Consider the following 12,375-nt stretch of genomic DNA (forward strand, 5'->3'; position numbering starts at 1 on the left):
AAAATCATGTGGTTATCATTTTCTCATTTTTAAGTATTGTTGGTTCAATATATGCATTTTATTTCATCATTCTAACTTTTATCGGATGATGAGATATGATTTTAAAAAAATATCATGATTATCGAAAAATAATATTTAGCATACTTACTGTGCTAATGATGTTTTGTTTCATATTTTCTTCCGTGGTTCATGCTGCGCATTGGCGAGGTGGTGGCATAACATGGTCACCTGTAGCTTTAGATGCTGATGGTATTAAAAATGATGTGATTATTTCATTAAAAACCGCATGTCATGTTAATAGAAGTGATTGTAATGGTAATCGTGTTAGAGTTTCTGGAGGTTCGAAAACATATCTTGGTGTAATTACAAATCAAATTATTAACGGTGAATATAAATTAGAAGTATCAGAGACCCAGATTAAAAATATCGATGTCAATACTACTTATTATGCTAATTATGGTAGCTGCTGCCGTATTAATTTAAAGAATAATTCTGGTGGTTGGTGGAATATACAGTCAACAATTTTAGTTCAAGGTGGTAATCGTGCTCCATTAATTGATTTCCCTATTTTATTTCAAGTACCGCAACAAGAAACTGACGGTTCAGTCCTCGCAGATTATTCGATTAAAATTCCTGCATTAGATCCTGATGGTGATAATATTAAATTCCGTGTTGGTAACGCGAGTGAAATGGGCAATGGTGGTAACCCTCCAGGTTTAACGATTGATGAAAGTACGGGAATTTTAACATGGAGTAATTCAGGTTCATTACCGCCAGGTTTATATAGTGCCGGTATTGTTGTCGAAGATGTTGATGATAATGGGGTAATAAAATCTAAAACACATTTTGACGTATTATTTAAATTAGTTAATAAACCTGTTGTTAGTTATATTGCATTGACTGACAGTGAAGTCATTGTCAAAAAAGGAGATAGCTATGCGTTTAATGTCACTGGAACAAATGTCGATGTTATGAGTTTAGGTGATTTCTCTGGTGCTTTGGTTGAAACCGGGGTTGATGAATTTACATTTACACCTGGCGAGGTTGGTACAGGATTAGATCCTGGTATTTACCCCATGACATTTCAAGTTATTGATACCACGAATAATTTTGTTCATGGTTATTTTACTGTAACTTATATAGTACCCGATCCTCATGCTCCTGAAATATTAAATATTAATGGTGATAAGTCTTTATATATTATGGGGCAAGTTGCTTCATTGGATGTTAATGCTGATGCTTTAGCGACAGATATTGATAGTGTTACGCTAAATGGAGGTCAGCTTAAAATTAATGTGGCGTATAAAGATGCTGCAAATGAAATTACTTTTATTGAATCTATTGGTGATGGTACTGGTGAAATTCGTGTTGATGTTCAAAATAAAGTCTATTATGAAGGCGTATTATTTGGTGAAATTGATATAATTAATCACGGAGTAGGAAAGCCATTACAGATTAATTTTATTGATGACGCTGCAACAACCACAACAGCTTCTAAATTAATGCAAGCTATTCGTTTTCAAAATAATAGTGGTATTATTGGCAACCGTGATATCAGTGTTTATATTGAAGATGATACAGGGTTAAGTAATATTTATGCTATGTCGACAGATATATTACAAGGTGATATGGGGGATGCATTATTAGCGGGTAACAATGCTTTTCATGGAGAAGCCGATAGTGATCGTAATTATATTATGGATCTCCGTTTAGGTACACTTTGGGACTCTAATATAAACGAACAAGATAAACTGGCATTAGCTGATGATAATAATAATTTGGCTGATGATGACGGTGTGACCTTTTCTTCATCTTTTATTGATATTAATAATAAATTAGATCTAACTATTGAAATACAAGAAGAGATTGATAATGGACGTCAGCTTCATGCCTGGGTTGATTTCAATCAAAATGGAGTATGGGAAGCTTCCGAAAAAGTCATTAATGATAATACAGCTGTAGTTGGTAGTACGTTATATTCAATTACAATACCTAATAATGTTGTACTAGGCTATAGTTTTTTACGCGTTCGTCTTTGTAGTTTAAATACAACTTGTGATACGCCAAATAGTATCTCTTATGATGGCGAGGTTGAGGATTACCGATTGTATTTTTCTGATTTGATTGCGAATACAACCTGTGATGTCATTCTTCAAACTGATGCGGCTACGGGTAGTAATTATACTCTATCGAAATTAGATCCAGTTTCTAATCCATTAGCATTTTTAACATTATCAACACCCATTTCTATTTCTGGACATCCTACAATCTCTGATATTAATAGTATTGGTTTCAATCGTATATTAGGGCTCTTTTATGGTATTTTTTACAGCGGTGGGAATGCCTATCTATTTAGTACGGATCGTAGTGGTAATTCATTTATTGGGTTAGATTCAGTAACTGCTAATGGTGCACAATCAATAACGCACTCTAACTATGGCATAATTAATTTTATGGATGGTGATCCACTAGCGTTAACAGTTGGTGGTAATGCTATTGGTAGTGTGACGATGGGAGATATTTCAAGTGATGGATTATATCTTTATGCATCTTCATCGACTTTAAAAGGGCTGATAAAAATATCATTAGCATCAGGAAAATTTGATGTTATTCCTTTATCTCAATATATACATGATGGCGATATTGCCGTTAATACTGAAATTGATACAATTTATTCTACAAAAATAGCCTCAGGAAAATTATCCTCTATTACACCACAAGGTGTTGTTACTGAATATAATATTAGCTATAGCGGTGGTTTATTTCCACAAAATAGTAGTGGAGAAGCAATATCGGGCGGCTTGATTGCTGATAAAAGTTATAATATTTATGCTGTTGTTGATAATGGTGATCATGATACTAACCAAGATGGTAATTATGACTTAATTAATAAGTCTGCGATATATAAAATCAATGTATTAACAAAAAAGATGACTTTTTTTGCTGAAGGGCAAGATATAAATCTAGTCGATCAAGATATTGCTGGATGTTATTACTCTCGTGATTATGGTGATGCTCTTATTTCTTATGGTATTGCAGGGCATGGTTATCGTGATATAGCCACGAATGGTAATCAAGATCTTACATTAGGTAGCTTGTGGGATAGTGAATTAAGCACAAAAGAAAGCAGTGCAGCAGATACTGATCTTGAAGATGATGGTGTCAGTGTTCCTGCATCAATTACCGTGGGGGTGTCTGCTCAGGTTACAGTGACAGTGCCCGCTCAAACTGGTTTTTTAAATGTCTTTGTTGATCTTAATGGTGATGGTGATTTTAATGATACAGATGAACAGATTGAAAATGATAAAGTAATTAGCCAGTTGACAACAAATCTTGAAATAACTATCGATCCAGCACAAACAGACTCTTATAACGGTAATAGTATTATGCGTTTCCGCCTTTGTAGTACGGCAGGAGTTTGTAATGTAGCGGCCAGTATAGCTCCTGATGGTGAAGTTGAAGATTATCAATTTAAATTAATTAATCAAATTGTCTTAAGTGGTACTGTATTTGAAGATAATGCACTTGGGACAGCTCTTGCTGCACATGATGGAATAATGGATGGCAATGAAACTGGCATAGCTAATTTTACTGTTAGAGCGCTGTTTGATGAGTCCGTCGCTGTTACTGGTTTTAATCCAGGAGATGTTATTACAACAGATGTTAGTAGTGGAGCAGGACAATATAGTCTGATTATTCCCGTTATTCTTGCGGGAAAAAATATTAGGCTTGATGTGGTCTCTCAAGCGAAATGGATTGATATTAGTGAAAATAACGGTGGCCATTCGCAAGTGACAAGTGGGGCTGTGACAGATAGTCAGATGATAGTGATTGCATCTGCTGGTGATAATTTAAGCAATATCAATTTTGGTAAAGTGCAACAGCCTGTTATTAATCCGAATAATTATTCAGATGTAGAACCAGGTAAAATGATTGTTTTTCACCATAAATTTAAAGCTAATACTAGTGGCAGTGTAGGCTTTTCTATTGTGGATAAGGTAGTTACTCCAGAGAATAGTAATTGGAGTACAGTCCTAAAGCATAATGTAGATTGTGATGATAAATTAAATAACGATCAAACGATTCTTAATAGCATTAATGTTGACGCTAATAGTAATAAAGAAGTTTGTTTGGTTGCCCAAGTCTTTGTTCCTGCCGATGCACCGCTAAATAGCGTGTTTAATTATAGAATTAAAGCTGAAATGGTATTTGATGATATCGCTTCTACTGGTCATGGTATTGTGAAAACAGTAGTCGATACAGACACTGTACGTGTTGCTTTTTTGGGCGCTGGAACACTGAAACTAGAAAAAAAAGTCGCAAATATAACCCGTCCAAATGGTAATGACGTTAGTAACAGTGCGAAACCTAATGATGTCGTAGAATATACAATAATTTTTTCTAATATAGGCAGTGACGATATTAAAGATGTCATCATTTTTGATAAGGTACCAGCATATACATCACTAAATAGCGAGGTTAATTGTAGTAGAGGCACAATTCCATCAGGATTAGTCTGTAGTTTTATACCTGCTGCGCCGTTGAACACTATTGGTTATCAAGGGGAAGTGAAGTGGGTCTTAACAGGGACATTAAAATCAGGTGAAAGCGGTAGTGTCGTGTATAGAGTGAATGTTGATTAAGTTGTGGTCATTTGAAAGTTGAATATGAATGACATACTTTGCTTATATTATGGAAAAAATAGCCATAATCATTGGACGTAAATGCTATTTATTGTCAATTAATATCTCTCTATTATTACTCCATCGATGAGTTAAGAGAGATATTATTATGCAACATCAAATTATTACTGATCTTCACAACCGTTATACAGCTAAACAATATGATAAAACTAAAAAAATTAGCGCTGAAAATATGGATGTGATCAAAGAAGCGATTCGTTTGTCTGCATCATCAATAAATTCACAACCATGGAAATTTATTGTATTAGAAAGTAATGAGGCAAAGTTACGTTTCCATGAAACATTTGCAAATAAATATCAAATGAATCAGCGACATGCAACTGAAGCATCTCATATCATTTTATTTGCTCATAACCCATATTATACCAAAGATGATTACCGTAAAGTGGTGGACGTTGAAGTATCCTCTGGTCATTTAGCCGCAGAAAACTATGACAACATGTTAAATGGTGCTTATGGCTTCGCTGAATCAAACACGGATGAAAATGGATTTAATGGTCATTGGACTAAAGCACAAACATACATTGCTTTAGGTAATACCCTGCATGTACTTGCGCGATTAAATATTGCATCAACACCAATGGAGGGGGTAGATTCTGAGCTTATAGGTTCTCTTTTTAATGATGAATTAGATGGTTATGTTTGTGAGTTTGCATTAGCAATGGGTTACCATCTAGAAGGGCAAGATTATAATTACGGCTTACCCAAAGCCCGTTTAGCAGCAGAAGATATTATTACTGTACTGTAACGTATTGAAATACAAGTATCATAGAATCGGTTTATGCGGTAGGTACATTGTCCAACGTGGTGGTGTACCGATATGATCTTGTACTGCTTGAATAAATTCTTTAACTAACATGGTGTGTTTTCGATGTGGGTATATGGCATAAATTGCGGTATCAACGCGTGAAATAATCATGTTAGGCAATAATTGCACTAATCCTTGTTGCTCTAATGAGCCTTCTAAATTAGATAAATCAATAAGCGCGTAGCCAATACCATCTTTGGCTGCGTTTATCATGGTTTTTACATCACTGACCTTATATTTTGTTTGCATTTTATAGTGACAGAAACGTTCATTTTTATGGGCACTTTTGATTTGTAACTGATCAATTGTTAAGTCGACATTACTGTATACAATCGCTGGAAGTTCAGAGAGTTGCTGTGGTGTTGTTGGTAAACCATGACGCTGAATAAAGTCGTTTGATGCTATTAAAATAAAATGGGTATCTGCAATTTTCTTGGCAATTAAATTAGATTCAGTGAGTTTTCCAAGTCTAAATGCGATATCAAATTGTTCTGAAATAATATCAGATTTTCTATCATCTAATGAATGTACAATTTGTATATCAGGGTATTGCGTCATAAAACGTGAAATCACTGGTTGCAGATAGTTTTGCCCAAAATAAATAGGTGAAGTGATACGTAAAATACCTTTCGGTTGCGATTGGTATGAATTAGCAATTAATTGAATATCGTTTAAAACATCGCTGAGTTTGGTTGTTTGTTTGAGAATATCCTCACCAGCTGACGTTAATGAAAAAGATCGGGTAGAGCGATTCAACAGTTGTACACCTAATTCTGTTTCTAGTTTTTTTATTTTTTTTGATAATGATGAATTATCCATTTCGTGTAACGTCGCAGCTTTTGAAAATGATCCTTGATTAACAACATCAGCAAATAATAATAGTTGGGTAGCAAGTGACATTTTTATTCCTTTAATTGTCCAGTAATAATCTAGCTAAATGCTCTATAAGCGTGTGGTGCCAAATAATTCACATCATACTTTTATAGACAGCAATAATACCGCAACAGAGACATAACGTTAATGCACCATAGCGAATGGTTTGTTTAGGTAATGATTGCGTGGTTTTGAGTGCTAACCAATATCCCGCCCATGCAGCAGGCAATAACGGTAAAGTTAGCCATAATTTTTCGATATTCAAAAAGCCGACAGGTATTAATGTTATTAATGAAATAATCGAACTAAACACAAAGAAAGCCGATAAGTTACCACGAAGCTGATTTGCTTCTTGGTGTTGCAATAGAATCGCCATCGGCGGACCACCAATAGCAGAACTGGTACCGAACAATCCTGAGAAAAATCCTGCAATCACCATTCTTCTAGGTGTTGGCTCAATTCTAAACGGCATTACACTAATAAATACAGCGAGAAGTACTAATAGACCAACCCAAAGGGATAAGGTTTGGGTTGATATAAAAATAAGCAACATTGCACCTGCGATGGATCCTGGTATTCGGCCCAAGATTGCCATTTTCAAACCACCTAATTCAATGCTATTACGGTGCTTTAGACTATTAAGTAATGAAATAAAGAGGGCAACTAAACAGATAGGGGCAGGGACATACTGAGGTGCAATGATAATAAGAATAGGGGCTGATACTATAGCAAGTCCAAAACCTATGGCTGTTTGAACAAATGATCCGACAAAGATCATTGCAATAGCCAGTAATGTTGTTGGGTCAATAGTCATAATTAGGTTCTTACATTAAGAATCATAGAATGTAGCTATTGTTATGCACCGTGTCTTTTTATGCAATCAAGAAATTAATCAGCATGATATAAATCACACTGATTAAAATATTTAATTGTTATGTTTTTTTTCGAGTATTTTTTCAACAACTACGATGTAGATGATTAAAACCATACTAATACTAAATAAGTTTAATAAATACTCAGCATCACGGGCATTTGATAATGTTTGACTGAATAACATTATTGTTGTGACAATAAATGATGTGATTGCTGATCGCATTAACCATGGACGTTCACGGCCAACAAGAAACTCTTTATTTATAATTGACATCAATATAAATAAAACGGGTAAGCATTGTAAAATAATAATAATTGGGAATAGTAGTTCAAAAAAGGGTGTGAAAAATAAATGCCCTATTCGACTATTATCCCAACTTCCAACAATATTATCATGCCAACCTCCCCATGTTAGACCATGATATGCTGTTTTTGGGTGTATGATCCCTAAAGAGATACCAACTACTTTATCAAGAAAGCCATTTTTAAACCAAAATGCAGCTAAAAACAACTGTACTGGCATTATATACAAAGAAAGTTTTTTCACTCGTGACTATCCTAGAAATAATAGATGATTAATCATAGTAATGAATTATCAATTTCAGGTTAAGTTAAACGAAAAGTAATAGAATTGGAATTTAAATCACAAAAATATCTATTGTTATTATTACTGTGAATAATGTGTGCAGAATATATTTATTAAAATATGCATATTTATATATAGTGTTTGTTTTTTACCTGTAAATTATATTATTTTTCATAACATATTCATGAGTATTTTATAATCAGCTAATATTAAATAGTTAAAAGTAGAACGTTATTTTGATAGTTTATCTAAGAAAAGTAAGCCTTGCTGTAAACCATGAGAGGTTAAAGTAGTATAAAAATTATCGATATCTGCTAAATATTGACTGATGGCGTGTTTTTCTTGACTATTTTTAGTCATATTTAAAAAGATAATGCATACCGTTCCTGTACGTGAATGAATAACTTGTTCGAGTAATAATGTCCCCGCTTTAGATGATAGTTTGATACCTAGATCTAGAGTGTTGTTTGTCATAGCTCGACTAAAAACAGATAAGAGCTCGTTATCAATATCTTCGGCTTGTGAGAATAAGGAAGCAAGAAGTTTGACGTGTTTAGTGGCGAGTGCCGCTATCATATTCTCAATATTTTCAGGAATAGGAGATTGCTGCCAGTGTTGCATATCGCTTGATGTGACTGTTGTTATCTGCTCGCAGGTGTTTGCTTTGTCGACTGAAATATCATGATTAGAAATATAAAACATATTAAAGCATTGTTGGATAACACTTTCGAAGTTTACTTCAGAGGCCGTTATATGATGTTGTGACAATATCTGAGCTGTGGTGTTTTTAGCTTCACTGTGAAGTGACTGTATCATTAAATACAGTGTAAAAAAAATCTTCCCTTGATGAATAGCTTCATGGATACGATCATCCATCGACGCTGATTGAGCCGTTAATTCAGTAAAGGTAGCTATCTCTCTGACAGCAGCCTGAATTTGAAGTTCAATACTTATCGTGTCATTTAATCTTGTACTCATTAGCGTATTCCTTTTATCGCAGGTACAATTTAATTGTGGTACAAGTTATTGGTTTCTGCACAGTGTGAACATCGATATTGTGAATAATGTTCACTTTTTTTGATAGCGTCTTTAATTTACTCCAACTATATTCTTTCTAAGTGACCTCATATACTGTAATAAAAATATAAAGACGTATTTATTATGAATATTACTTACAGTGAAAATAGGCATTTACGTAAATTTTTCCATTTACATAATCAATATCAGGCAATTATTTGTCAGGATGTAAGAGAGCGATTACCTCAATTGATTATTCAACGTTCTGAAAAAATAAAGACAGCAAGACAATTACGTTGTGGTGGCTTGAGGATTTTTGAATATAAAATTGTTGTAGCAAAGGATGCTGTATTTAGATTAGCTTATACTTATTTTAATAATACGATTAATGTAATATTTATTAGTCAGACAATAATAAAAAATCAATTTTGTAAGTTATTAGAAAAAACAGAACTTGTTGATTAATCGATATAATAATGGATGAAAAAGCCGCTAGGTAATATTAGCGGCTTGGTTATAACGAGGTTTGTTAAGTGAGACGTTATTTTACAGAATGATCAACAGGCTTTACCCATAAAATACCAACTTCTTTTTTGATGACCTCAACCATGACACCTTTTTCTATGGGTGTTTTTGACTTAATTTGCCATTGAATACCTGAGTAATTATAAGTATAACGTTCTGAAGGTAATAACTCTTTTTCAAGTTCAAATGTTATAACAGCAAAATCACTCTTTATATCAGTCTTACTGGGTTTGTTCTGTAATCTTTTTAATGGCTTCCAAAGTGTGATAGCTAATACTAAGGTGATGATAGCTAAGGTTAACATCGTCGTTATCCAATTCGCTTCAAGTATACCGATGTAAATTAAGCCACTGGTAATCAACATTGCAATGCCAAAAAAAAGCAGCACAAAGGTACTCAAGCCGAGTACTAACACTTCAATGATAAGAGTAAGTAATCCCAATATCACTAATATTTGTGGGATATTGCTAAACATATTGCCCCTTAGCTCTAAGCGTTACTTTTTTGAGCTTTATTAATTGAGTTTATAATTGATAAACCTTGAGCGACCATTGAACTTGCATTGGTGCCATCTTCAGGTAACAAAACAACGGAAGATTCTTTCGCAATGGCCTTTTTGGCTTCAATAGCTTTGGTTGCTAACTCAAGTTGAATCGCTTTTTGGCCTTGTTCTGTATCTGCGGCTTCACCGATCTTACGTATTGCCTGAGCTTGTGCATCGGCAACAGCTAAAATAGCAGCAGCTTCACCTTCAGCTCTAAGAATTTGTTCCTGTTTATCTGCTTCTGCTGCTAGTACTTGGGCTTGTTTTTTGCCCTCTGCGACATTGATTGCTGATTGGCGATCACCTTCAGATTCAAGTATTTGCGCTCTTTTCTCACGCTCTGCTTTCATTTGTGCTTCCATTGCTTCCATAACCGAGCTTGGTGGCACAATGTCTTTAATTTCGTAACGAAGTACCTGTACGCCCCAAGGGTCTGAAGCTGTGTTGATGGCGGCAACAATATTTGCATTGAGTAGATCACGCTCTTCAAACGTTTTATCTAATTCCATTTTACCTAATTCAGAACGCATCGTTGTTTGTGCGAGTTGAGTGACCGCAAATTTATAGTCATCAACACCATAAGTGGCTTTGTAAGGTTCTAAAACACGGAAATACAGTACACCATCGACAACAAGGCTGATATTGTCTTTTGTTATTGCTGATTGTGAAGGAACATCAACGGCTGTTTCTTTAAGGCTGCGTTTGGCACCAATACTATCAATAAATGGAATAATGAAATTTAAACCTGCTTCTTTAGTTGCTCGGTATTTCCCAAAACGTTCAATAAGCCATGCTTCATTTTGTGGTACAAAGATAATGCTTAATTTTAGCGTAACAACAATAAATATGAGTAAGTATAATTGTGGGCTGGAGAGTAAGTTAGTAATTAGATCTAATGGCATGCGTACAATTCCTTCTGTTTATTTAATATTACACTCAGGTTTTATGTTATTTACTGAGACTGATGTAATAGTTAATTGATTGATATGAAATATTCTATTTGTTTGTGTTTTGAGCTAATAATATATTATCACACATGTTTCTTATACTCGTTATACGCTATCACATTCGTGATGTATAACATGTGAATATTTACAAATGGTTTGAATAATGACATAGGCTGTTAACAGCAGGGTAATGGCGAGAGGGGTGATTAAACAGGTACAAATACGCTCAGCACAATGGCTTTAAGCGTACCTGTCTTTGTTGATGTTTAGCGTTGCTCTAGCGGATATGAACGATAACTCCATAAGCCATAAACACGTAATGCATCACGGTAAATACCAAGTAGCTCTTTGTCTGAGGGAATCGTTAATTCCGCCAATGGTTTATCTTCAACACTGACACTGTCAAAACTAATACCACGAGGTCCTGTTTGCCAACTGGCAATATCAAATAAAGTTTGTCCTCGTCTAACATGACTAGCCGAACTTACAAGCGTCGCATGATCAATTTTGTGTCGCGCTAAGGCATAACTGACATACAGCGCATTTTCAACAGTGCTGCGTGCGTAATTATCCTCAATGATACGATGTGGAGATATACCGTGTTTAATTAACCAGTCAGCCATAAGTTTACCTTCAGTGTTATGATTTTGAGGTACACCGCCAGTGACAATAATAAGAGAGTTAGGGGATTGCTCTGCAAGTGTTAATGTGAGTTTTAGGCGTTGAATAAGAATCTCATTCATTGTTCCGTTAGGATTTAGTGCATAACCTAAGGTAATGATAGCTGTATTACCGCTATAAGGTTTGGTAACCATTGTTTTTAGTGGTGTGGCAATAACGTGATCGACGGTATTTATAATGTGTTCTATATCAGCTTGACGGCCAGGGTTTAGGGATGCAAGTTTAGCCATCTGTTTTATAGAGGCTGCATTATTGCCTTTAAAATTTTGCCATACTGCAAGATATGACAGAATGTCAATATCATCAGGGGCTGTTGCTTGTGCTTGTGTAAAGAGTGTAATAGCACGATCTACATTACCATTATATATTTGCGCATTTGCAGCTGAAATAAGTAAATCAGTACGATAAGGTTCGAGCTGATAAGCCTCTAATAAGCGTGACGTTACTATTTCAAGATTACTGGGTATTTTTGCTGTAAAACCGGCATGGGAAATGCGAGTCGGAGATTGAAAAGCAATAAATGCGTCGGTAAGTAGTTGATTAACAACTTGACGTTTGGTGGTATATGAGGAAAGGTCCGTCGTAGAAGCAATACTTTTAGGTGTGACTAAATTATTATTATTAGCCAGCGAAAAAGTAGAATTTAAACAAAAAAGGCATCCAATAAGTAGTGACGTTGTGTTTTTTTTCATCATTATTTAAGTATTATTGTTTTAGGTCTAAATATACTTAATTGAGATGATAAAAAACGTGATCGTTTCGTGATATTTTTTGTGAAAAAAATGTGTATTTTAATGGTGAGATCATTGTCTCATTAA

The 12,375-nt window shown here is 34.7% G+C and carries 10 protein-coding genes; 3 read left to right on the forward strand and 7 right to left on the reverse strand.

Annotated features, from left to right (window positions below):
• Positions 1 to 155: 155 nt before the first annotated feature.
• Complete coding sequence (locus tag C9I86_RS01950) at positions 156 to 4,643, forward strand: GEVED domain-containing protein (protein ID WP_158258905.1); 4,488 nt, start codon at positions 156 to 158, stop codon at positions 4,641 to 4,643.
• A gap of 148 nt (positions 4,644 to 4,791) precedes the next feature.
• A complete protein-coding gene (locus C9I86_RS01955; protein WP_107275464.1) occupies positions 4,792 to 5,451 on the forward strand; it encodes a nitroreductase family protein in 660 nt (219 codons plus the stop codon).
• A gap of 18 nt (positions 5,452 to 5,469) precedes the next feature.
• On the opposite strand, the gene C9I86_RS01960 is transcribed toward C9I86_RS01955, so the two are convergent.
• The 4 genes from C9I86_RS01960 to C9I86_RS01975 all read right to left on the reverse strand — a co-directional run bounded on the left by C9I86_RS01960 (position 5,470) and on the right by C9I86_RS01975 (position 8,821).
• Entirely contained in the window at positions 5,470 to 6,411 is a 942-nt protein-coding gene (locus C9I86_RS01960) for a LysR family transcriptional regulator (RefSeq protein ID WP_107275465.1), read from the reverse strand.
• Positions 6,412 to 6,478: 67 nt separating this feature from the next.
• Positions 6,479 to 7,198, reverse strand: coding sequence for a sulfite exporter TauE/SafE family protein (locus C9I86_RS01965; protein WP_080155851.1), 720 nt, complete (start codon positions 7,196 to 7,198; stop codon positions 6,479 to 6,481).
• Positions 7,199 to 7,309: 111 nt separating this feature from the next.
• Positions 7,310 to 7,804, reverse strand: coding sequence for a hypothetical protein (locus C9I86_RS01970; RefSeq protein WP_235865763.1), 495 nt, complete (start codon positions 7,802 to 7,804; stop codon positions 7,310 to 7,312).
• A gap of 270 nt (positions 7,805 to 8,074) precedes the next feature.
• A complete protein-coding gene (locus C9I86_RS01975; RefSeq protein WP_107275466.1) occupies positions 8,075 to 8,821 on the reverse strand; it encodes a hypothetical protein in 747 nt (248 codons plus the stop codon).
• A gap of 183 nt (positions 8,822 to 9,004) precedes the next feature.
• Here C9I86_RS01975 and C9I86_RS01980 point away from each other — a divergent pair, with 183 nt between their 5' ends.
• Positions 9,005 to 9,325 carry a hypothetical protein gene (locus C9I86_RS01980; protein WP_107275467.1) on the forward strand — a complete coding sequence of 107 codons (321 nt, stop codon included), beginning with the start codon at positions 9,005 to 9,007 and terminating at the stop codon, positions 9,323 to 9,325.
• Between the two features lie 76 nt (positions 9,326 to 9,401).
• On the opposite strand, the gene C9I86_RS01985 is transcribed toward C9I86_RS01980, so the two are convergent.
• The 3 genes from C9I86_RS01985 to C9I86_RS01995 all read right to left on the reverse strand — a co-directional run bounded on the left by C9I86_RS01985 (position 9,402) and on the right by C9I86_RS01995 (position 12,249).
• A complete protein-coding gene (locus tag C9I86_RS01985; protein ID WP_080155855.1) occupies positions 9,402 to 9,860 on the reverse strand; it encodes an NfeD family protein in 459 nt (152 codons plus the stop codon).
• Positions 9,861 to 9,874: 14 nt separating this feature from the next.
• Entirely contained in the window at positions 9,875 to 10,831 is a 957-nt protein-coding gene (locus C9I86_RS01990; RefSeq protein WP_080155856.1) for an SPFH domain-containing protein, read from the reverse strand.
• A 311-nt stretch (positions 10,832 to 11,142) separates the two neighbouring features.
• Positions 11,143 to 12,249 carry a YdcF family protein gene (locus C9I86_RS01995; protein ID WP_107275671.1) on the reverse strand — a complete coding sequence of 369 codons (1,107 nt, stop codon included), beginning with the start codon at positions 12,247 to 12,249 and terminating at the stop codon, positions 11,143 to 11,145.
• Positions 12,250 to 12,375 lie beyond the last annotated feature (126 nt).

Origin of the sequence: Photobacterium sp. NCIMB 13483, from assembly GCF_003025475.1 — a bacterium.
Classification (GTDB): domain Bacteria; phylum Pseudomonadota; class Gammaproteobacteria; order Enterobacterales; family Vibrionaceae; genus Photobacterium; species Photobacterium piscicola.